Source organism: Kitasatospora indigofera (genome assembly GCF_014655955.1).
GTDB classification, from domain to species: domain Bacteria; phylum Actinomycetota; class Actinomycetes; order Streptomycetales; family Streptomycetaceae; genus Kitasatospora; species Kitasatospora indigofera.
The window spans coordinates 158,162-180,127 of record NZ_BNBO01000004.1 but is presented as its reverse complement, the minus strand read 5'-3'; the positions used below and the strand labels follow the sequence as shown (position 1 = coordinate 180,127).

The 21,966-nt window shown below is 72.3% G+C and carries 20 protein-coding genes; 11 read left to right on the top strand and 9 right to left on the bottom strand.

Features of this window, described 5'->3' with window-relative positions; all coding sequences use genetic code 11:
* Nucleotides 1-14: 14 nt before the first annotated feature.
* The 4 genes from allB to IE329_RS05975 all read right to left on the bottom strand — a co-directional run bounded on the left by allB (nucleotide 15) and on the right by IE329_RS05975 (nucleotide 4,979).
* Complete coding sequence (gene allB / locus IE329_RS05990; RefSeq protein WP_190209737.1) at nucleotides 15-1,385, bottom strand: allantoinase AllB; 1,371 nt, start codon at nucleotides 1,383-1,385, stop codon at nucleotides 15-17.
* A 198-nt stretch (nucleotides 1,386-1,583) separates the two neighbouring features.
* Nucleotides 1,584-2,726 carry a glycerate kinase gene (locus IE329_RS05985; protein ID WP_190209736.1) on the bottom strand — a complete coding sequence of 381 codons (1,143 nt, stop codon included), beginning with the start codon at nucleotides 2,724-2,726 and terminating at the stop codon, nucleotides 1,584-1,586.
* Nucleotides 2,727-3,171: 445 nt separating this feature from the next.
* Entirely contained in the window at nucleotides 3,172-4,068 is an 897-nt protein-coding gene (locus IE329_RS05980; protein ID WP_190209735.1) for a 2-hydroxy-3-oxopropionate reductase, read from the bottom strand.
* A 50-nt stretch (nucleotides 4,069-4,118) separates the two neighbouring features.
* Nucleotides 4,119-4,979 carry a TIM barrel protein gene (locus IE329_RS05975; protein WP_190209734.1) on the bottom strand — a complete coding sequence of 287 codons (861 nt, stop codon included), beginning with the start codon at nucleotides 4,977-4,979 and terminating at the stop codon, nucleotides 4,119-4,121.
* Nucleotides 4,980-5,223: 244 nt separating this feature from the next.
* Between IE329_RS05975 and IE329_RS05970 the strand changes: the two genes are divergently transcribed.
* The 7 genes from IE329_RS05970 to IE329_RS05940 all read left to right on the top strand — a co-directional run bounded on the left by IE329_RS05970 (nucleotide 5,224) and on the right by IE329_RS05940 (nucleotide 11,223).
* Nucleotides 5,224-5,484 carry a thiamine-binding protein gene (locus IE329_RS05970; RefSeq protein WP_190209872.1) on the top strand — a complete coding sequence of 87 codons (261 nt, stop codon included), beginning with the start codon at nucleotides 5,224-5,226 and terminating at the stop codon, nucleotides 5,482-5,484.
* Nucleotides 5,481-5,861 (top strand): helix-turn-helix domain-containing protein, encoded by a 381-nt coding sequence (locus IE329_RS05965; protein WP_073921740.1) that lies wholly within the window; start codon nucleotides 5,481-5,483, stop codon nucleotides 5,859-5,861. Before IE329_RS05970 ends, IE329_RS05965 begins: the two co-directional genes overlap by 4 nt.
* A 225-nt stretch (nucleotides 5,862-6,086) precedes the next feature.
* Entirely contained in the window at nucleotides 6,087-6,632 is a 546-nt protein-coding gene (uraD, locus tag IE329_RS05960; protein WP_229927201.1) for a 2-oxo-4-hydroxy-4-carboxy-5-ureidoimidazoline decarboxylase, read from the top strand.
* Nucleotides 6,633-6,671: 39 nt separating this feature from the next.
* The gene (gene uraH, locus IE329_RS05955) at nucleotides 6,672-7,007 is read left to right on the top strand and encodes a hydroxyisourate hydrolase (RefSeq protein WP_190209733.1); all 336 of its coding nucleotides are present in this window, start codon (nucleotides 6,672-6,674) and stop codon (nucleotides 7,005-7,007) included.
* A gap of 27 nt (nucleotides 7,008-7,034) precedes the next feature.
* A complete protein-coding gene (pucL, locus tag IE329_RS05950; protein ID WP_073921742.1) occupies nucleotides 7,035-7,949 on the top strand; it encodes a factor-independent urate hydroxylase in 915 nt (304 codons plus the stop codon).
* A 352-nt stretch (nucleotides 7,950-8,301) separates the two neighbouring features.
* Nucleotides 8,302-9,765, top strand: a complete 1,464-nt coding sequence (locus tag IE329_RS05945) for a nucleobase:cation symporter-2 family protein (RefSeq protein WP_190209732.1) — start codon at nucleotides 8,302-8,304, stop codon at nucleotides 9,763-9,765.
* Nucleotides 9,766-9,840: 75 nt separating this feature from the next.
* Nucleotides 9,841-11,223, top strand: a complete 1,383-nt coding sequence (locus tag IE329_RS05940; protein WP_190209731.1) for an 8-oxoguanine deaminase — start codon at nucleotides 9,841-9,843, stop codon at nucleotides 11,221-11,223.
* 216 nt (nucleotides 11,224-11,439) lie between these two features.
* Here the strand turns inward: IE329_RS05940 and IE329_RS05935 are convergent, their stop codons facing one another.
* The 3 genes from IE329_RS05935 to aceB all read right to left on the bottom strand — a co-directional run bounded on the left by IE329_RS05935 (nucleotide 11,440) and on the right by aceB (nucleotide 14,418).
* On the bottom strand, nucleotides 11,440-11,943 hold the full coding sequence (locus tag IE329_RS05935; protein WP_190209730.1) for a DUF4240 domain-containing protein: 504 nt from the start codon (nucleotides 11,941-11,943) through the stop codon (nucleotides 11,440-11,442).
* Between the two features lie 191 nt (nucleotides 11,944-12,134).
* A complete protein-coding gene (locus tag IE329_RS05930; RefSeq protein WP_190209729.1) occupies nucleotides 12,135-12,521 on the bottom strand; it encodes an allophanate hydrolase-related protein in 387 nt (128 codons plus the stop codon).
* 244 nt (nucleotides 12,522-12,765) lie between these two features.
* A complete protein-coding gene (aceB, locus tag IE329_RS05925; RefSeq protein WP_190209728.1) occupies nucleotides 12,766-14,418 on the bottom strand; it encodes a malate synthase A in 1,653 nt (550 codons plus the stop codon).
* 190 nt (nucleotides 14,419-14,608) lie between these two features.
* Between aceB and IE329_RS05920 the strand changes: the two genes are divergently transcribed.
* Together IE329_RS05920 and IE329_RS05915 are read left to right on the top strand one after the other, a co-directional pair.
* Entirely contained in the window at nucleotides 14,609-15,406 is a 798-nt protein-coding gene (locus tag IE329_RS05920; protein WP_190209727.1) for an IclR family transcriptional regulator, read from the top strand.
* Nucleotides 15,407-15,680: 274 nt separating this feature from the next.
* A complete protein-coding gene (locus tag IE329_RS05915; RefSeq protein ID WP_190209726.1) occupies nucleotides 15,681-16,250 on the top strand; it encodes a hypothetical protein in 570 nt (189 codons plus the stop codon).
* A 117-nt stretch (nucleotides 16,251-16,367) separates the two neighbouring features.
* Here IE329_RS05915 and IE329_RS05910 read toward each other — a convergent pair whose 3' ends face one another.
* Both IE329_RS05910 and IE329_RS05905 read right to left on the bottom strand, forming a co-directional pair.
* Complete coding sequence (locus tag IE329_RS05910; RefSeq protein WP_229927200.1) at nucleotides 16,368-16,841, bottom strand: NUDIX domain-containing protein; 474 nt, start codon at nucleotides 16,839-16,841, stop codon at nucleotides 16,368-16,370.
* Between the two features lie 46 nt (nucleotides 16,842-16,887).
* Entirely contained in the window at nucleotides 16,888-17,577 is a 690-nt protein-coding gene (locus IE329_RS05905) for an HAD family hydrolase (protein WP_190209725.1), read from the bottom strand.
* Nucleotides 17,578-17,863: 286 nt separating this feature from the next.
* On the opposite strand from IE329_RS05905, the gene IE329_RS05900 reads away from it, so the two are divergent.
* Complete coding sequence (locus tag IE329_RS05900) at nucleotides 17,864-18,259, top strand: guanyl-specific ribonuclease (protein WP_190209724.1); 396 nt, start codon at nucleotides 17,864-17,866, stop codon at nucleotides 18,257-18,259.
* 434 nt (nucleotides 18,260-18,693) lie between these two features.
* On the top strand, nucleotides 18,694-21,948 hold the full coding sequence (locus IE329_RS05895; protein WP_229927199.1) for a carbohydrate binding domain-containing protein: 3,255 nt from the start codon (nucleotides 18,694-18,696) through the stop codon (nucleotides 21,946-21,948).
* Nucleotides 21,949-21,966 lie beyond the last annotated feature (18 nt).

The window sequence follows — 21,966 nt, the reverse complement described above, 5'->3', positions numbered from 1 at the left end:
ATGAGTCTCCTGATTCAGGAACGGGTGATCTGACGGCCGGTCGGCTCGCCGTCCACGTCCACCACCCGGCCGCGGAGCCAGGTGGTGCGGACGGCGCCGGTCAGCGTCCGGCCCGCGTACGGGGTCACGGGGTTGCGGTGGTGCAGCGCGGCGGCCTGCACGGCGAACTCGCCGTCCGGGTCGAAGGCCACCAGGTCGGCGTCGTTCCCGACGGCGATGGAGCCCTTGGTGCCGGTGAGGCCGACCAGCGAGGCGGGCCCGGAGGACATCCAGCGGACCACGTCGGAGAGGGTGTGGCCGCGCCTGCGGGCCTCGGTCCAGATGGCCGGCAGGCCGAGCTGGAGGGAGGCGATGCCGCCCCAGGCGGCCGCGAAGTCTCCGCTGCCGCCGTACTCCTTGAGCAGCTTGAGGTCCGGCGTGGACGGCGAGTGGTCGGAGACGACCGCGATGAACTCGCCGGCCGCCAGGGCCGCCCAGAGCGCGTCGCGGTTGGACTCGTCGCGGATCGGCGGACAGCACTTGAAGGCGGTGTCGCCGTCCGGCACCTCCTCGGCGGCGAGGGTGAGGTAGTGCGGGCAGGTCTCGGCGGTCACCCGGACGCCGTCCTCGCGGGCCTGGCGCAGCAGCGGCAGGACGGCGGCGGAGGAGACGTGCAGGATGTGCACCCGGGCGCCGGTGCGGCGGGCGGTGTCGAGCAGCCGGGCGACGGCGGCGGTCTCCGCGTCGTCGGGGCGGGAGGCGAGGAAGTCGCGGTAGTGCACGCCGGGCTGCTGGGGGGCGGCCGCCAGGACGGCCGGGTCCTCGGCGTGGATGATCGCCAGCGCGCCGATCCGGGCCTGCTCGGCCAGGGCGCTCTCCAGGTCGGCCTGCTCGACGTGCGGGAACTCGTCCACGCCGGAGGGGGCCAGGAAGCTCTTGAAGCCGAAGACGCCGGCGGTGTGCAGCGGCTCCAGGTCGCCGGTGTTGCCGGGGATCGCGCCGCCCCAGAAGCCGAGGTCGACCCAGGCCTGGCCCTCGGCGGTCTTCCGCTTGGCGTCCAGGCCCTCGACCGTGGTGGTCGGCGGGACGGAGTTCAGCGGCATGTCGATGACGGTGGTGACGCCGCCGGCGGCGGCGGCCCGGGTGGCGGTGGCGAAGCCCTCCCACTCGGTGCGGCCGGGCTCGTTGACGTGCACGTGGGTGTCGACCAGGCCGGGGAGGAGCACGGTGTCGCCGAGGTCGGTGAGGTGCTGGTCGCCGACGAGCAGGGAGCCGTGGGCGGCGATCTGCTCGATCCGGCCGTCCTGGATCAGCACGTCAGCGGGACGCTCGCCGTCAGGGAGGACGACACGGCGGGAGCGGATCACCGCGGGGCCGTCGGGGTGCGGCGTCTCGCTGAGGGGCATCGGGACCTCCGGGTGGACCGTCTTCGGGGCGAAGCGGGAGCTGTGGTGAACGAGGGGGTGAAGGGGTCGCTGAGGGCGGGCAGGGGCCGTGGAGGCGGCAGTTGAGGTCTGCTCATCACACCGCCGGCTGCGATTGCTCGGAGCCTAGGCCCGCCTTCAACAAAACGTCAATGTAGGAAACTACGAGGAAACCGGGAATCAACCGGCCAGCAACGCGGCGGCCAGCCGCTCGCCCGCGACCTCGGACAGCTCCGCCGCCCTGGTCATGCTGTCGCCGGGCTGCTCGGCCAGCGCGGTGAGCGCGTAGGCCGCGACGAAACCCGCCGCCCGCCACTCGTTCTCCGCCAGCTCAAGACGCCCTGCCACAGCGGCCACCCGAACCCCCGCCCGAGTGGCCGCCGCGGCAACGCCGGCGGGGGCCTTGCCATGGAGCGTCTGCGCGTCCAGGCAACCCTCACCTGTCACGACGAGGCGTGCCCCACGCACGGCCTCGTCGAAGCCCAGCAGTTCGAGCATCAGCTCGATGCCGGGCCGCATGGTGGCGCCGAGCAGTGCGAGGGCGGCGTAGCCGACCCCGCCCGCGGCCCCGGCGCCGGGGGCGTCGCGGAAGTCCCGCCCGGTGCTCCCGCCGACGACGTCGGCGAAGCGGGTCAGGCCTTCCTCCAGGATCAGCAGGTCCTCGACGTCGGCACCCTTCTGCGGGCCGTAGACGGCCGTCGCGCCGCGGGGGCCGAGCAGCGGGTTGTCGACGTCGCAGGCGACCACGACCTCCACCCCGGTCAGCGAGTCGGCGAGCGGGCCGAGGTCGATCCGGGCCAGCCGGCGCAGCGCGGCGCCGCCGGGCGCCAGCTCGGTGCCCTCGGCGTCGTACAGGCCCACGCCGAGCGCCTGGACCATGCCGGCGCCGCCGTCGGTGCAGGCGCTGCCGCCGAGGCCCAGCACGATCCGCTTCGCACCGAGCGAGACGGCCCGGCCGATCAGCTGGCCGACCCCGTAGGAGCCGGCGGCGAGCGGCGCGGTCCGGCCGCCGGGGAGCCGGGCCAGCCCGGAGGACTGGGCCAGCTCGACCACGGCGGTGTCGCCCTTGACGGCGATCGCGGCGTCCACCGGCAGGCCGGTGGGACCGGCCACCTTGGCCGGGACGCGGGTGAAGCCGGCCGCCAGCGCGGCGGCCAGGGTGCCCTCGCCGCCGTCGGCGACGGGCAGCTCGCGGACCTCGACGCCGGGGGCGCCGCGGCGGATCCCGGCCGCGATGCGGGCGGCGACCTCGGCGCCCTCCAGCGTGCCCTTGAACTTGTCGGGGGCGACGACGACATGGCCCTGGGTGGGGGTGGCGGGCATGGCGTGGGCCTCACTTCCGGGTCGGGCTGCTGATCCGCGGGCGGACCGGATGGTCCGAGTCTGCGCCCGTCTGGTGCTTCGGTGCCTTGCGTGGTTTCCGGGGCCTGGGCCGTGCGGGGCACGGCCGGGTGCGACCCCCTCCCCGCCGTTCCACTCGTCCCGCTTCCGACGTACGAGTGGCTCCCCTCGGCGAGGGAGGGGGCCGGGCGGCGCGCACAGGCACGACCGAAGTGCCCCCGACAGGGAGGCGCGCCACCGGCTTGGGACGGTCGGCAGGGGGCGGATGAGCCCCAGCCCTCCTGCCGACCGAGCCTGGCCTCCTGGTGGCGCGGGCACGACCGGATAGGTACACGCCACCAGGAGGAGTCTGTGGGGCCCGGGGGTTCGCACCCCCGGGCCGGGGTACTGCTGCCGAGCGCGGGGCTCAGCCGTCGGTCGCCGTGGTTCAGGCCACCGTGCGGCCGGAGAGGCGCTCGACGCCGCGCAGCAGCGCGGAGTGGTCGAGCGAGCCGTCGCCGTTGGCCCGGGCGGACGCGACCAGCTGGGCGACGACCGCACCGACCGGCAGGGCCGCGCCGACCGCGCGGGCGGCGTCGGTGACGATGCCCATGTCCTTGTGGTGCAGGTCGATGCGGAAGCCGGGAGCGAACTCGCGGTTCAGCATGTTGCCCTTCTTGCGGTTCAGCACGGTCGAGCCGGCCAGGCCGCCGCCGAGGACGTCCAGCGCGGCGGCGAGGTCGACGCCCGCGTTCTCCAGGAAGACCACGGCCTCGGCCAGGACCTGGATGTTGACGGCCACGATGAGCTGGTTGGCGGCCTTCACGGTCTGGCCGGCGCCGGCCGGGCCGACGTGGACCACGGTGGTGCCCAGCGCGTCGAAGATCGGCTTGGCCTCGGCGAAGTCCGCGGCGTCGTCGCCACCGACCATGATCGAGAGGACCGCCTCGACGGCACCGGCCTCGCCGCCGGAGACCGGGGCGTCCAGGGTCCGGACGCCCTTCTCCTTGGCGGCGGCCGCGACCTTGATCGAGGTCTGCGGGGTGATGCTGGACATGTCGATCACCAGGGTGCCGGCCTTGACGTTCTCCAGCACCCCGCCCTCGCCGAGGACGACCTGGAGGACGTGCGGGTCGGCGGGGACCATCGTGATGACGACCTCGGCGTCGGCCACGGCCTCGGCGATGCTCGTCGCACCGTGGCCGCCGGCCGCCACCAGGGCGTCGATCGCGGGCTGCTGGAGGTTGTAGCCGGTGACGTGGTGGCCGGCCTTGACCAGGTTGGCGGCCATCGGGCTGCCCATGATGCCGAGGCCGATGAAAGCGATCTTGCGGGAGGCGCTCATGCGTCGCGTTCCTTCGTACGTGGGAGGGTGGGAGGAGGAGGGCTCGGGCCCTAGTTCGCGGCGCGCAGCTCGCGGGGCAGCCACTCGAAGCTGTCGGCGGTGACGCCGGCCGAGGGGCGGTACTCCAGGCCGACGCGGCCCGTGTAGCCGGCCGCGGCGAGGCGGGCAAAGAGGTCCTCGAAGTCGAGGTCGCCGGTGCCGGGCTCGTTCCGGCCCGGGTTGTCGGCGATCTGCACGTGGCCGAAGCGGTCGGCGTACGCGTCGATGACGGCGGCGAAGTCCTCGCCGTTCTTGGCCAGGTGGTAGAAGTCCGCGAGGAACTTGGCGTTGCCGAGACCGGTGGCGGCGTTCACCTTGTCGACGATCTCGACCGCGGCGGCCGCGGTGACCAGCGGGTAGTCCGGCGACTCGGGCTTGTTGAGGGCCTCGATCAGCAGGATCGCGCCGATGCCGTGGGCGGCCCGGGCCGCGAGCACCAGGTTCTCCAGGGCGAGTTCGTCCTGCTCGGCCGGGTCCACGCCCTCGACCCGGTTGCCGTAGAGGGCGTTCAGCGCCTTGGTGCCGAGCGACTCGGCGAGCGAGACGCTGACCGCGATGTTCTCGCGGAAGCGCTCCTTCTCGGCCGGGACGGAGACGGTGCCGCGGGCGCCCTTGGTGAGGTCGTCCAGGAAGTTGAGGCCGGTGAGCTGCACGCCGGCGTCGGTGAAGGCCTTGCGGAGCGCGTCCAGCTCGGCCTCGGCGGGGGTGTGCTCCTCGCCGAAGGGCCACCACAGCTCGGCGGCGGTGAAGCCGGCGGCAGCGGCGGCGGCCGGGCGCTCCAGCAGCGGAAGCTCGCTGAACAGGATCGACAGGTTGACCGTGGCGCGTCCGTTCGGGAACGCGTGCTGGGAGGCGGCAGTCACGTCAATCACCTTTCACTTTCTTCCGTATCTCCCGCGGCCTTCCGGCGGCCGGCGGGGAGATTTCCTACTTCCACGATCCGGAAGCAGGATTCTGCTTGGTGGAAGCATGTCCGCCACAGCGAGCGGGTGTCAAGGCCGTCGCAACAATTTGTTGAAGTGAACCGAAGCGCCCCGCCGGGCGGGCCGCCGACTGTTCGATCGACCAGCCCCTCCCGTTCCCCGCACCGCTCGCTACAGTGAGCAGGTGCGATTGATGGTGGAGTTCACGACAGAACCGTTCGAGCTGGACACGTTTCCCGAGCACGCGGTGGCGGCCCGGCGAGTGGTCGACGAGGCCGGCCTGGCCGTCGCCGTCGGACCGTTCGGCACCGGCGCCGAGGGCGAGGCCCAGCAGGTGCTGGACGCCGTCACCAAGCTGCTGCGGGAGACGCTGGACGCCGGGGCGACCCGGATCTCCGTCCAGCTGAGCGTGCTCGACGACGACAAGACCCCGGAAGGAGTGGGTACGCAGTGAGCAACGCACTGGAACACCCGCTCGCGGCGGCGATAAAGCCGCTGCTCGACGCGGTCGGCGCGACGCCGGTACCGGTCGACGAGGCCAAGTCCGACGACGTCCTGCTGGAGTGGGACGGTGCGCCGGCCATCGCCGTGCGGCTGCCTCACCTGAGCAGTGCGCTGGACCGCCTGCTGGCCGAGATGACCCGCCAGTTCGACGGCCGCCCGCTGGACGAGCTGGACCGCTGGGAGAAGCAGCGGGTCGTCGCCCTGCTGGAGGAACGCGGTGCCTTCACCGTCCGACACGGTGTGGAGACGGTCGCCGCCGCGCTCGGCGTGAGCCGCTTCACGGTGTACAACTACCTCAACCGCCAGGACGGCTCGAAGTCCGGCTGAGCGAACGCACAGGCCGGGCCGGACACCGGCTGACCAGTCGAGTCCCGCCGGTTGACCCAGTTTGTCCGCGGGCCGCCGGCGGCGCATTTGGCGAATCGCACACGAAACAGGCCGGCAACCGGGCGCGGATCAAAACGTAACCACCAACCGTTCAACAAAGTGTTGACGCCCGGGGGTGGTGGATCTAGTTTTTGCGGGTGGCACCACTCTTCAGGAGGTCCACCCGTGACCAACCACCCCCCAGCGTCCCGCCCTCCGGCACCGGACGAAGCCGACGGCGCCCTCCGGGCGCTGGCGGCCGCCCCGGCCGCCGAGCTGGAGAAGACCCTGCTGGAGATCTGCTCCAGCCCCCGATGGGCCGCGGCCGTCGCCTCGGCACGGCCCTGGTCCGACCGTGAGGCCCTGCTCGCCGCCAACGCGGCGGCGATGGCCGCACTGACCGTCCCCGACCTCGCCGACGCGATGGCGGGCCACGCCCGGATCGGCAAGCCCAAGGCGGGCGACGCCACCTCCGAGCGCGAGCAGGCCGGCATCCAGGGCGTCGACACCGCCCTCCTGGCCGACCTGCAGGAGGCCAACGACGCCTACGAGGCGAAGTTCGGCCACGTGTTCCTGATCTGCGCGACCGGCCGCACCGCGGCCACCATGCTCGCCGCCCTCCGCGAGCGCTTCCCCCACGACGCCGCCACCGAGGCGGAGATCGTCCGGGGCGAACTGCGCAAGATCAACGACATCCGGATCAACCGCCTGTTGGACGAGACACCCGTCTGACCGCATGTCACTCCTGCCATCAGTAAGGTCAATTCACCCATGACTGGCATCTCCACGCACGTGCTCGACACCAGCCTCGGCCGCCCGGCCGAGGGTGTCCCGGTCGAGCTCGCACTGCACACCGAGGGTGGCTGGAAGGTGCTCGGCACCTCCGCCACGGACTCCGACGGCCGGGCCAAGGACCTGCCGGCCGTGGAGGCGGGCTCGGTCGTCCGGCTCCTCTTCGACACCGCCGCCTACTACGCGGCGCGGTCGGACGAGGCGCCGTTCTTCCCCGAGGTCTCGATCGTCTTCACGGTCGCGCCCGCGCAGCACCACTACCACGTGCCGCTGCTGCTCAACCCGTTCGGATACTCGGTCTACCGCGGAAGCTAGACCGCTTGATTGATTGGGAGCCACGTCATGGCCCACGTGCTCGGTCAGAACCAGTACGGCAAGGCGGAGAACCGCATCGTCCGCGTCTACCGTGACAGCACCCGTCACGAGATCAAGGACCTGAACGTCTCGGTCGCCCTCTCCGGGGACCTCGACGACGTCCACCTCACCGGCTCCAACGCCAACTGCCTGCCCACCGACACCACCAAGAACACCGTCTTCGCCTTCGCGAAGGAGTACGGGATCGAGTCGGCGGAGCAGTTCGGCATCACGCTGGCGAAGCACTTCGTGGACAACAACGAGCCGATCCACCGCGCCCGGATCCGGATCGAGGAGTACACCTGGGACCGGATCAAGACCCCGGACAACTCCGCCCGCTTCATCGGCTCCGAGGAGGTCGGCCACTCGTTCGTCCGCAACGGCGGCGAGACCCGCACCTCCGAGATCGTCTACGACGGCGAGTCCGTCCAGGTGATCTCGGGCCTCAAGGACCTCGTCGTGATGAACTCCACCAACTCGGAGTTCTGGGGCTACATCAAGGACAAGTACACCACCCTCCAGGAGGCGTACGACCGGATCCTCGCCACCCAGGTGACGGCCCGCTGGAAGTACGGCTTCACCGGCAAGGACGACGAGGCCCAGCCGAACTGGAACCGCTCGTACACCCACGTACGGCGGCACCTGCTGGAGGCGTTCGCGGAGACCTACTCCTACTCGCTGCAGCAGACCCTGCACTCGATGGGCACCCGGGTCCTCAACAACCGCTCCGAGGTGGACGAGGTCCGCCTGGAGCTGCCCAACAAGCACCACTTCCTCGTCGACCTGGAGCCGTTCGGCCTCAAGAACGACAACGAGGTGTACTACGCCGCGGACCGCATGTACGGCCTGATCGAGGGCACCGTGCACCGCGAGGGCGTCGTCCCGGTCATCCCGGTCGCCTGACCCCGCCGGCGCACCCGGTACCGACGTCATGACCCCCGCCCAGCACCGCCGCACCCTCCGGCCCCGGCCGGCCGGGCGGTACCGGGCGGCGGACCAGGACACCGGCTGCCACCGCGCCACCGCAGTACCCGGCAGTACCGCATGTCAGCGCAACACCCCGCTCAACCGCACCAGTTGTTTCTCCACCCCCACCAACCGGAGATCGTGCTCGCCTCACGGCGGCCGGCCCGGGGAGCTGGAGAGACCGGCCGAGGGACCCTTGCACCGCCGTCCCACCCTCGGCCCAGGCGAGTTCAGCCAGTCTCCAGCGCCACGGGCGCGCCGGGAGCCATGGGCACAAGAGGGGCTCGACATGGCACTCCGCACCAACAGCACCACAGACGGCGGTTCCACTCCTGACAGACCGGAAGGTCCGGACGGCGTGCCGCACACCCACTCCGGCACACCGTCCGGCTCGGCGGTCCACCCCGTGGACGAGCTGCTGCCCCCGGTGAAACTCGTCTCCACCGGACTCCAGCACGTCGCCGCGATGTACGCGGGCGTAGTCGCGCCCCCGCTCATCGTCGGCGCCGGCGTGGGACTCTCCCCCGCCGAGCTCGCCCTGCTCATCTCGGCCAGCCTGTTCACCGCCGGACTGGCCACCCTGCTCCAGACCCTGGGCTTCTGGAAGATCGGCGCCCGGATGCCGTTCGTGAACGGCGTCTCGTTCGCCGGCGTCGCACCCATGATCGCGATAGCCCAGGAGCACGGCCCGGAGGACGCCCTTCCGGTGATCTTCGGGGCGGTGATCGTCGCGGGGCTCCTGTGCTTCCTCGCGGCGCCGTACTTCTGCAAACTGATCAGATTCTTCCCACCGGTCGTGCAAGGCACCGTGATCACCCTCATCGGGGTCTCGCTGCTGCCGGTGGCGGTGAACTGGGCCCGCGGCGGCGCCCCCGGCGCCCCCGGATTCGGTTCGATGCGGGCCATCGGCCTCGCCGCGTTCACCCTCGTCGCGGTGGTCCTCTGCAACCGGCTGCTCCGGGGCTTCTGGCAGCAGCTCTCGCTGCTCATCGGACTGGCGATCGGCACCCTGCTCGCCTTCCCGCTGGGCCTGGCCGACTTCGGCGCGGTCCGGGACGCGAAGGTCTTCGCGCTCCCCTCCCCGTTCCACTTCGGCGCCCCCATGTTCGACGCGGCGGCGATCGTCTCGCTCTGCATCGTGATGATCGTCTCGATGACCGAGTCCACCGCGGACATGCTGGCCCTCGGGAAGATCGTCGACCGCGAGGCCGACGAGAAGACCCTGGCCGCGGGCCTGCGCGCGGACGGCCTGGCCACCGCGATCAGCCCGGTCTTCAACGGCTTCGCGGCCAGCGCCTTCGCCCAGAACATCGGGCTGGTCGCGCTGACCAAGATCCGCAGTCGCTTCGTGGTCGCGGCCGGCGGCGGGATCCTGATCCTGCTCGGGCTCTTCCCGGTGCTCGGATCACTGGTCTCCCTCGTCCCGCAGCCCGTCCTGGGCGGCGCCGGCATCGTGCTCTTCGGCACCGTGGCGGCGAGCGGCATCCGCACCCTCGCGGAGGCCGGGATGGAGTCCAGCGCGAACACCATCCTGGTGTCCGTCTCGCTCGGGGTCGGGATCATCCCGATCGCGGCGCCCACGTTCTACGACGCCTTCCCGGAGGCCGTCCGGACCCTGATGCACTCGGGGATCTCGGCCGGCTGCGTGATGGCCGTCCTGCTCAACCTGCTCTTCCACCACGCCGGAGCGGCCCGCCGCTCCACCTCGGGCGACACGCCCGGAACCACGGTGCCGACGGCGACACCGTCCTGACCGGCGGGGGGAGCGGTACAACCGCCACGGCGCGCACCGCTCCCCCTCCCGCCCTCCCCCCATAGGAGATCCACCATGGCAGTCCAGCCCCCGCCCGCCGACCAGCGGATCGTCATCGAGAACGTCGCGATCGCCACGGTCGACGCCAACGACACCGAGTACGCCCGCGGGCACGTCGTCGTCCTCGGCAACAAGATCGAGTCGGTCGGCGACGGCCCGGCCCCGCAGTGGCTGGACAACGTGGTGCGCCGGGTCAACGGCGAGGGCCACCTGATCACCCCCGGCCTGGTCAACACCCACCACCACTTCTACCAGTGGATCACCCGCGGCCTGGCCCAGGACAACATCCTGTTCGACTGGCTGGTCGCGCTGTACCCGACCTGGGCCCGGATCGACGACAAGCTCGTGCACGCCGCCGCCCAGGGCTCGGCCGCCGCGCTGCTCAAGTCCGGCTGCACCACCGCCTCGGACCACCACTACGTGTTCCCGAAGGACGGCGGCGACATCCTCGGCGCCGAGATCGAGGCCGTCCAGGAGCTCGGCATGCGCTTCACCGCGCTGCGCGGCTCGATGGACCGCAGCAAGAAGGACGGCGGCCTGCCGCCGGACCACGCGGTCGAGAAGACCGAGGACATCCTGATCGCCTCCGAAGCCGCCGTGGACCGCTACCACGACGCCTCCTTCGACTCGATGCTGCAGATCGCCATCGCGCCCTGTTCGCCGTTCTCGGTCTCCACCGAGCTGATGCGCGAGGCCGCGGTGCTGGCCCGCCGCAAGGGCGTCCGCCTGCACACCCACGGCTCGGAGACCGCCGAGGAGGAGCAGTTCTGCAAGGAGCTGTTCGGCATGGGCCCGACCGACTACTTCGAGTCGACGGGCTGGCTGGGCGAGGACGTCTGGATGGCGCACTGCGTCCACATGAACGACTCGGACATCGCCAAGTTCGCCGAGACCGGCACCGGCGTGGCGCACTGCCCGTCCTCCAACGCCCGCCTCGCGGCCGGCATCGCCCGCGTCCCGGACATGCTGAAGGCCGGCGTTCCGGTCGGCCTCGGCGTCGACGGCACCGCCTCCAACGAGTCCGGCGAGCTCGGCACCGAGCTGCGCAACGCCCTGCTGATCAACCGTCTGCACGGCCGCCCGGACGCGCTGACCGCCCGCAGCTCGCTGCGCCTGGGCACCATGGGCGGCGCCCGGGTGCTCGGCCGGCACAACGAGATCGGCTCGATCGAGGTCGGCAAGCTCGCCGACCTGGCGCTCTGGAAGATCGACGGCATCATGCACTCCTCGATCGCCGACCCGGTCGCCGCCCTCGCCCTGGGCGCCCTGCCGCCGCTGGCGCTGCTGCTGGTCAACGGCAACCCGGTGGTCGAGAAGGGCATCCTGACCACCGTCAACGAGGACCGGATCGCCCAGGCCTGCGCCCGCGCGGCCAAGGACCTCGCCGCCCGCGGCTGAACCTCCCTCCCCTCGCGGCCGCCGCCCGGCGGCGCCCGCGACCCCGCAACTCCGGGTCCGCCCAGGGACGGTGCGTGACCCGGACTCCGTGAGCCCCCCGGGGCGAACGGAACGCAGCCCCGGACCCACGGCGAGGGTCCGGGGCTGCGGCGTGCCCGGGAGCGGGCGGGTGCCGCCGGACCGGGTGGCCGGGCAGCAGCTCGGCCCGGCGGCCGGTCAGCCGAAGCGGGCCGAGAGCTTCGGCAGCAGGTCCGCGAGATCCTCCTCCTCCCACGGCTCACCGGCCGGAGCGGTGCGCGCGGCGCCGGCGGCGACCTCCGGGTAGGGCAGTTCGGCGCCGGTGACCCGCTCGTACGCGTGGTACGCCGCGTACCCGACCGACTCGGCCTCGGCGAGTTCGCCATCGGCCCAGAACATGTCCGCCAGCCCGTCCGGGTCCGCCAGCGCCTGCTCGTAGCAGGCCCGGCCGCGGGCGATCAGCCAGTCGCGGAAGTAGTCGAACCCGTCGTCGCTGCAGCCGCCGTTGATGACGTACCCGGCCGCCCAGAGCCTCCAGGTGTACGCGCGGTCGTGGTGCCCGGAGTAGAGCCGCTCGAAGGCGATGATCTCCTCGGGCGCAAGCGCGGCCAGGAGGCCGGTGAGGTTCTCGGCCTGCTGCTCCTCGTCGTACGCCTGGGCCCGGGCATCGGCGAGGAGCCGCCAGAAGGTGTCGGTGTCCATGCCCGGCATCCTGCCCGGGGGGACCGACAACGGGCGTGGCCGATCGACGGGCGTGGCCGACCAACGGGCGTGGCCGACCAACGGGCGTGGCCGCGGCGGCCGGGGGCCGGTCAGGCCCTGGCGGTGGCCACATCGCCACGCCGCTCCCGGCCGCCCGCGGCCGCCGCCCGGACGCCCCCACGGGCGGGGTCTCAGGCGGTGCGGCCCAGCGTGGCCAGGTAGGCGCGCCACCCGCCGTACTCGGTGATCTCCTTGTGGACGCCCTTCTCCTGCTCGCCGCGGGCCAGCAGCATCGACAGGCAGGCGCTGCCGTCGGCCAGCTCGATGACGCCCAGCTCCAGCTCGCGCGGCTCGCCGGGCAGGATCACGTCCCGCAGGTGCTCCAGGGTGATGTCGTACAGCTCGCCCTCGATCGCGGTGCCGGTGCCCGGGGCCGGGAGCAGGCCGGGGCAGACGTCGCCGATCGAGAAGAACCGGTAGCCGGGCGCGGTGCGGACCGGGCCGATCAGGCCGTCCGCCACCGAGGCGTGGAACGGGCCGCCGGCCATCGCCTGGCCGTTGAAGAAGATACGGGCCATCAGGGCCTCCTCCTGGCACCGCCGCGGTGGCGGGGCCGGACATGCCGGACGGCCCGGCCGGGGGTCGGACCACGGAGGTCCCCCCGGCCGGGCCGCCGGCAACGGACGCGCCGGCACCCCCTCGGGGGAGGTGCCGGACGCGGTGGCGCGAAGGATCCGCGCGCCGTACGGAACGGAGCAATGTCCGTGACCAGTGCTACAGCTTGGAAGGCGGCAGTCCGGTCACGGCTGGATAGATTGGGGCTCAGCCCAGCAGGGGCAGCGCGGGCAGGGTGAGGAAGTCCGCGAAGTCCTCCGCGAGGGAGACCTGCTCGAAGAGCCTGGCGGCCTCGTTCCAGCGCCCACCGGCGTAGGCCTCGTCGCCCAGCTCGGCACGGAGCTCCGCGAGCTCCGTGGCCACCAGCCGGCGGACCAGCTCGGCGGTGGCCTTCTCGCCGGTGTCCGCGAGCACCACGCCGTTGTGGATCCACTGCCAGATCTGCGAGCGCGAGATCTCGGCGGTGGCGGCGTCCTCCATCATGTTGAAGATCGCGACCGCGCCGAGGCCGCGCAGCCAGGCCTCGATGTAGCGCACCCCGACCTGGACGGCGTTGTGCAGGCCGGCCTGGGTGCAGGTGCCGCCGGCGCCGGCGATGTCGAGCAGCTCGGCGGGGGTGACGGCCTCGGGGGACCCGGGGTTCTCCTTCTGGTTGGGGCGCTCGCCGAGCACCGCGTCGAAGGAGGCGCGGGCGACCGGGACGAGGTCCGGGTGGGCCACCCAGGAGCCGTCGAAGCCGTTGCCGGCCTCGCGGTCCTTGTCGGCCTTGACCTTCTCCAGGGCGGCGGCGTTGACCGCGGGGTCGCGGCGGGACGGGATGAAGGCGGCCATGCCGCCGATGGCGTGGGCCCCGCGCCTGTGGCAGGTCTGCACCAGCAGGCGGGTGTAGGCGGCCATGAAGGGCGAGGTCATCCCGACGCTGTTGCGGTCCGGCAGGATGTAGTGCTCACCGGCGTCGCGGAAGTTCTTGACGATCGAGAACAGGTAGTCCCAGCGGCCGGCGTTGAGGCCGGCGGCGTGGTCGCGCAGTTCGTAGAGGATCTCGTCCATCTCGAAGGCGGCGGTGATGGTCTCGATCAGCACCGTGGCGCGGACGGTGCCGTGCGGGATGCCGAGGGCGGCCTGCGCGTGGGTGAAGACGTCGTTCCAGAGCCGGGCCTCGAGGTGGCTCTCGGTCTTCGGCAGGTAGAAGTACGGGCCGGAGTTCGGGTCCTCCGCGCCGCGGGCCAGCAGCCGGGCGGCGTTGTGGAAGAAGTACAGGCCGAAGTCGAGGAAGGCGCCGGCGACCGGGTTCCCGTCGACCAGCAGGTGGTTCTCGTCGAGGTGCCAGCCGCGGGGGCGGACCACGACGGTGGCCAGCTCGGCGGCCGGCTTCAGGGTGTACGACTTGCCGGCCTCGGTGCTGAAGTCGATCCGGCCCTCGAAGGCGTCGATCAGGTTGACCTGGCCGCTGACCACGTTCTCCCAGGTCGGGGAGGTGGCGTCCTCGAAGTCGGCGAGCCAGATCCGGGCGCCCGAGTTGAGGGCGTTGATGACCATCTTGCGGTCGGTGGGGCCGGTGATCTCGACCCGGCGGTCCTGCAGCGCGCGGGGCGCCTCGGCGACCTTCCAGTCGCCGGCCCGGATCCCGGCCGTCCCGGGCAGGAAGTCGAGCGTGCCCGCCTTCGCGATCTCGGCCCGGCGGCTCTTTCGTCGGGTCAGGAGCTCCTGCCGGCGACCTTCGAAGGCGCGGTGGAGGCCGACCACGAAGGCGACCGCCTCCGGGGTGAGCACCTCCTCGGCGCGGGGGACGCGCGGACCGGCGACAGTGACGACCGGAGCGGCGGTGGAAACGCCGGCGGGTCCCTGATCTGTAGCCATGGGCAGGACACTCCTTGGACGGTTGAGCCTGGCGAAGGGAGCTCCGGTGGGAACTTCCTTGATCTGAACCCGCGTGGTAGCGGGTTTGATTCTGTAAGGTGGAGACTAGTTTCCGCGATACAGAATTTCAACGGTTTGTTGAGGTGATCGCTGGGACTCTACTCCTCCCCCGACAGCGAAGGGAACGCCGGTGGTTGCGACCCCCGACACAGCATCGACGACAGGCACCGACCGCGCGAGCGGCGGCGTGCAGTCCGTCGAACGCGCCTTTCAGCTGCTGGAGGCGCTGGCGGACGCGGGCGGAGTGGCGACGCTCAGCGAACTCTCGGCCTCCTCGGGCCTGCCCATGCCCACCATCCACCGCCTGGTTCGTACCCTCGTCCAACAGGGATATGTCCGCCAGGACACCGCGCGCCGGTACACCCTCGGCCCGCGGCTGATCCGGCTGGGCGAGACGGCCGGCCGGCTGCTCGGCAGCTGGGCCCGCCCGTACCTGGCCGAGCTGATGGAGGCCACCGGCGAGACCGCCAACCTGGCCGTCCTGGAGGGCGGCGAGGTGGTCTACGTCGGGCAGGTCCAGTCCCGCCGCTCGATGCGGATGTTCACCGAGGTCGGACGGCGGGTCCAGCCGCACTGCACCGGCGTCGGCAAGGCGCTGCTGGCCCAGCTGCCGGAGGACGAGGCCCGCGCCGTGCTCGGCCCGGGCCCGCTCCCCGCGCACACCTCGTACACCCTGACCGACCCGCGGCTGCTCCTCGCCCACCTGGCCGAGGCGCGCGAGCGCGGCTACGTGGTGGACGACCAGGAGCAGGAGATTGGCGTCCGCTGCATCGCGGTGGCCGTCCCCGGCGCGCCGACCCCCACCGCCCTGTCGGTGTCCGGGCCGGAGGCACGCATCCGGGCGCTGGAGGAGCAGGCCGGCAGCGCCTCGCTGGTACCGGTGATGCGGCACATCGCGGCGCGGCTCGGCCAGGTCCTGGCCCCCTGACCGGCCCTGACGCCCCGCCGTCGTCGACGCCCGGCCACCGGGACGACAGGGACGGCCTGCCACGGCCTGCGACGGCCTGGACGGCGCGAACGACCGCCCGACGGTGCCGACGGCGCGGCGTGCGGCAGTCGCCGGACACCGGCGTTCACTCGTTCGAGCAGCGCCGGAGTGTTTCCCGGCCTGCCGCCGCCCGGCGGTTCACTCTTGTGCCGAGGCGGCGCGCGCGGTGACGGGCCGGTGAGGCATTGGGCGGGTGAGGACGTTGTCCCGAGGCTTGGTACGCAGACTCCTGGTGGCGGTCTGCGCCGTGCTGGCGCTCGGCGCGGGCACCGGAGCGCCGTCGGCGGCGGGACTCGCGGACACCGGTGCCGGCGGTACGGCCGACGCGGCCGGCCCGAGCGGGCGGGCCGCGGGCGGACCCGCGCCGGACGGCGGCGGGCCGCAGGGCCGCGCGGTGTCCGACCTCCACGTGGGGCGGAGCGACCCGGAGGCCGTCCACCCCGGGGGCAGCACCACCGTGCACGCCTTCGTGACCAACGGCGGTCCGGACCGGACGGCCGCCGGCTTCACCGTGCTGGTCGTGCTGCCGGCCGGCACCCGGGCCGAGGGGCCGTTCTTCCCCGAGACGTGCCAGGTCTCCGAGGACGGCCGCCGGGTGCGCTGCTCGTTCCCGCCCGGGCTGTCCTCGCTGCGCAGTGCCACCGCGCTGGTGCCGCTCCGGGTCGGGGCGGACACCCCGGCCCCCAGCACGCTGACCGGGGGCCGGGTCGTGGTGGTCGGCCCGGACGACCCGGACACGTCCGACAACCGGCAGCCGTTCGAGGTCGCCGTCGTCCCGGAGTGACCCCCCGGGGGTGCACCGGCCTGACGCCCGGGCCCCGCGCACCGGACCGACGCACCGGCCGACGGCACCGGATGAGAGCCGCGACCGGCACCCGCCGGGCACCGGCGGGAGCGGCGGTCAGGCCCGGCCGGACCGGTACAGCGCGAGCGTCGGGGCGAGCTGCGAGTGCTGCGGCGAGGGCAGCGCGTCCGGCGTGAACCAGCCCAGTTCGTCGAACTTGTGCGGCTCGCCGATCGCCACCCGGGCCGGGTCCACCTCGACCGCGAAGACCACCGCCACCCAGTGCGAGGCCGGCTCGGCCCGCAGGACGTTGCGCACCCCGATCGTCTCGACCGCCAGGGCCGGGGCGGTGTACTCCTCCTGGACCTCGCGGGCCACCGCGGCCTCGAAGGTCTCGCCGAACTCCAGCGCCCCCGCGCCGGTGTCCCAGGTGCCCGGCTCGTCCCGGGCGCCGGCGCCGCGCCGGGCCAGCAGCACCCGGCCGGCGCCGTCGTGGCAGACGAAGACGCAGGAGACGGTGGGCACGGGGGCGGGGACGCGGGCGGTGGCGGCCACCGGGCCGGGCGTGCGGGCGGTCATCGGGTCGGTCATCGGGTCGGGCCTTCCGTGGGCGGGTGTCCGGGGCCGCGCACCGGGCTCAGAAGTGGTCCAGGAGTTCGGTGATGCCGCGCAGGCGCAGCACACCGGGGTCGTCCGGGTCCAGCTCGGTGTGCTCCAGCACCCAGGTGTTGTCGTTGGGGATGAAGACGGCGTTCAGGCCGGCCCGGCGGGCGGGCAGGATGTCCGACTTCGGGGAGTTGCCGATCATCCAGCCGTCGGCGGGCACGATCCCGTGCGCGGCGACGAAGCGCCGGTAGGTGGCCTCGTCCTTCTCCGGGACGATCTCCAGCGCGCGGAAGTACCGCGCCAGCCCGGAGGAGTCGATCTTCCGCTGCTGCTCCTCGGTGTCACCCTTGGTGAGCAGCAGCAGGGTGTGGCGCTCGCCGAGGCGGGCCAGCGTCTCGGCCGCCCCGGGGACCGGCTCGACCTGGTGGCTGATCAGCACCGCGGCCAGGGCGTCGATCTCGGCGCTCTCCACCGCCGTGGCGGGCCGGCCGCGCAGCCGCGCGACGCAGTCCCGGAGACTGCGGACCAGCATCCGGCTGCCGTAGCCGTGGGTGACCGCGTTGGCCGACTGGACCTCGTCCAGGACGGCCCGCAGCTCGGCCCGGCCGAGGGACGGATGGGCCAGCCAGTCCAGGAAGTCCGCGATGACCCGCTCGAAGACCACGTTGTTCTCCCACAACGTGTCGTCGGCGTCGAACACCAGCACCTGATCGGACCTCAACTCCGGACCCCGCTCTCTCCGCCCCGGCCCCCGGACGGGGACGGCCTCACGCTAACCCGGGGCGGGCCGGCGCGCAGGTGGTTATCCGGCGGGCTGCGGGCGGCCCCGCACTCCGGGCGGCCGGTGCTCACGGGGTGCCCGCCGGGTGTGCGCGCGGTGCGGGTCCGGCGGATCGGCGGACGGTTGAAGTCGCCCGGGTTCCACGGCAGTTACGCGTACATGAAGAGTATCCGCAGGGCCGCCGGATGCCTTCCGCGGGCGCTCGGGCGAGCCTCAGACTGCTGCCATGCGAAACACTCTACGCGCGTTGCAGACCCGCGCCGCCTCCGTCGTGGCCGTCGGCCTGCTCACCCTGGCCCCGACCGCCGTGTTCGCCGCCGACGCCCATGCCACCGTCAGCGGCACCGTCTGTCTCACCGCCCTGCCCAGCCAGGCGAGGGACACCCTGAACCTGATCGCCACGAACGGGCCGTTCCCGTACTCGCAGGACGGGATCGTGTTCCAGAACCGGGAGGGCGTACTGCCCTCGCAGAGCACCGGCTACTACCACGAGTACACCGTCAAGACGCCCGGCTCCTCGACCAGAGGCGCGCGCCGGATGGTGACCGGCAAGGTGTACCACGAGGACTACTACACGGCCGATCACTACGCGACCTTCCGCAAGGTCAACTTCGGCTGCTGACCCGGCCGTACCGCCCGCCCGGCGACCCGGCGCACCGCCGCCGCCCGCACCCCGCACCGGGGTGCGGGCGGCTTCGTCGTTCCCGGGGCGTTCCCGGCGACGGCGGACCCGGCGGCGCTCACACCGGCCCGGCGGCACTCGCACCGGCCCGGCGGCGCTCGCACCGGCCCGGGGACGCGGCCGGCGGAGCCGGTGGCTCCGAACCTCTTTACGTCGGATTTACGGACGAGTACGCTCCTGAAACATCTTGCAGAGCTTTGCGCAAGACAGGATCGCGGCACCGCAAGCCCTCCCCACCCCCAGGGCAGCGGTGAAGAGCCCCAACGGCGCAGCGCCTGCAAGATCTTGCGGTGCTCGACGCTGCCTCCGGCCGCGCGCTCCTCCCCCACCCGACCGGCCGCCCCACCCGGCGGCCCGCCCCGAGGAGTCCCGTCGTGGACCTCATTCGCCATGCGCCCCGGCGCAGCGGACCCCACCGGCACCGCAGACCACTGGCCGCCGTGGTGGCCGTGCTCGCCGGCCTGCTCGCCACTCTGATCCCCGCCCTCAGCGCCCACGCGGCCACCACCGCCACGGTCTACTACAAGCCGACGTCCGGCTGGTCCACCGTCGACCTCCACTACGCCCCCACCGGCGGCAGTTGGACCACCTCGCCCGGCGTCCCGATGGACGCGGCCTGCGACGGCTGGTTCAAGAAGACCGTCGACCTGGGCACCGCCACCGGCCTGGCCGCCACCTTCAACAACGGCGCCGGCAGCTGGGACAACCACAACGGCGCCAACTACGCCCTGGGCAGCGGCGTCAGCGCGGTGACCGGCGGCGCGGTGAGCACCACCGACCCGTGCGCCGCCGCCACCCCCACCTCGGCCACCGTCTTCTACTCCACCACGACCACCGGCTCCGGCACCTGGGACAGCAACGGCGGCGCCAACTACCAGCTGGGCACCGGCTCGATCACGGTCAAGGCCGGCGCGGTCGCGCACAGCGACCCGTGCGGCAGCACCGACCCGACCCCCTCGCCGTCCCCCTCCGCGAGCGCCTCCGCCTCGCCGTCCGCGACGGCCACGGCCACCCCGACGGCCACCGCCGGCCCCAGCGCGACGGCGACCGCGACCACACCGCCGACCGGCACCGCGGCCACCGTCTGGTACTCCACCACCAGCGTCGGCTGGAGCACCGTCAACCTGCACTGGGCGCCCACCGGCGGCACCTGGACCACCGCCCCCGGCGTCGGCATGGACACCGCCTGCACCGGCTGGGTCAAGAAGACCGTCAGCCTGGGCACCGCCACCACCTGGCAGGCGACCTTCAACAACGGCAACGGCGTCTGGGACAACAACAACGGCGTCAACTACCCGCTCGGCAGCGGGAACAGCATCGTCAAGGACCGCACGGTGACGAGCGCCGCCACCGACCCCTGCGCCGCCGTGGTGCCGGACACCACGCCCCCGGACGTACCGGCCGCGGTCACCGCGAGCGCCACCGCCACGTCCGTGGTGCTGACCTGGAACGCCTCCAAGGACAACGTGGCCGTCACCGGCTACCAGATCACCCGCACCGGCGGCACCAAGGGCACCTCGGTGGTCAACACCGGCTCCACGGTGTACTCCGAGGCCGGCCTGGAGGCGACCACCTACTACTGCTACACCGTGAAGGCACTGGACGCCGCGGGCAACCTGTCCGCCGCGAGCGCCCCGGGCTGCGCCACCACCGGCGCCACGCCGCCGCCCGCGGCCGGCGGCACCCCGCTCGGCACGGACCCGCGCAAGGACCCGATCTACTTCCTGCTCACCGCCCGCTTCTACGACGGTGACACCAGCAACGACCGGGGCGGCAGCCAGGACGTCAAGTCGGGCAACGCGGCCAACAACGACCCGATGTTCCGCGGCGACTTCAAGGGCGTCGTCCAGAAGCTGGACTACATCAAGGCGCTCGGCTTCTCCGCCATGTGGATCACGCCGGTGGTGCTGAACCGCTCGGACTACGACTACCACGGCTACCACGGCTACGACTTCTACAAGGTCGACCCGCGGCTGGAGTCGGCCGGCGCCTCGTACCAGGACCTGATCAACGCCGCGCACGCCAAGGGCATCAAGGTCTACCAGGACGTGGTCTACAACCACAGCTCCCGCTGGGGTGCCAAGGGCCTGTTCACGCCCACCGTCTACGGCGTCCGCGACGCGCAGTGGAGCTGGTACTACGACGCCCCGAACGCGGGCTTCGAGTACGACGGCCTGACCGTCGACCCGGTGTCGGGCAAGTCCTACTACAACGGCGACATGTGGTCGACCACGGCGCCGGCCGGCAACACCTGCGTCAACTGGGGCGTGCCGACCGGGGGCCGCAGCGCCGAGGGCTACACGGTCTACAACTGCCAGTGGCCCAACCCCACGTCGGGGATGTTCCCGAAGGCGCTGTACCACCAGTGCTGGATCGGCAACTGGGAGGGCGAGGACTCGCGCTCCTGCTGGCTGCACGAGGACCTGGCCGACTTCAACACCGAGAACCCGGTCGTCCAGCAGTACCTGATCGGCGCCTACAACAAGTACATCGACATGGGCGTGGACGGGTTCCGGATCGACACCGCCGTGCACATCCCGCGGGTGACCTGGAACCGCCGCTTCCTGCCGGCGATCTACAGCGAGGTCACCCAGAAGTTCGGGGCGGCGAAGGCGGCGAACTTCTTCGTCTTCGGCGAGGTCGGCGCCTTCGTCAACGACAAGTGGAACCGCGGCTCGGTGAACCACTCGGCGCAGTTCTTCACCTGGAAGGAGCGCAAGGAGTACACCTCCGACGACGTGCAGGCGGCGCTCGACCAGTTCACCTACGAGAACACCATGGGCACCGCCAACCAGCCCACGTCCAGCAACGCCTTCCTCAACGGGAACAGCTACCACACGCCGGACAAGAGCCAGTTCAGCGGCATGAACATCATCGACATGCGCATGCACATGAACTTCGGTGACGCCTCCAACGCCTTCAACAACGGCAAGGACTCGGACGACTCCACCAACGACGCCACGTACAACGTGGTCTACGTCGACAGCCACGACTTCGGGCCGAACAAGTCGAGCACCCGGTACGCGGGCGGCACCGACGCGTGGGCCGAGAACATGGCGCTGATGTGGACCTTCCGCGGCATCCCGACGCTGTACTACGGCTCGGAGATCGAGTTCCAGGCCGGGAAGCAGATCGACTGCGGCCCGACCTGCCCGCTGGCCACCACCGGGCGCGCCTACTACGGCGACAAGATCGCCGGTGAGGTGACCGCCTCGGACTTCTCGGTGGTCTCCGGCGCCTCCGGCGCGGTCGCGAGCACGCTCTCGCAGCCGCTGGTCAAGCAGGTGCAGCGGCTCAACCAGATCCGCCGTGCGGTGCCGGCCCTGCAGATGGGGCAGTACTCGACCGCCGGCGTGTCGGGCGACATGGCCTTCAAGCGCCGCTACACCGACGCGGCGAGCGGCACCGACTCGTTCGCGCTGGTCGCGGTGACCAACGCGGCGACGTACACCGGGATCCCGAACGGCACCTACAAGGACGCCGTCAGCGGGGACGTCCGCACCGTCACCAACGGCACCCTCTCGGTCGGCGCGCCCGGCAAGGGCAACCTGCGGGTGTACGTGCTGGACCTGGGCGGCGCCAACGCCGCCCCGGGCAAGGTCGGCACGGACGGCCCGTACCTGAAGTAGGGCGAAAGCCCGACACCG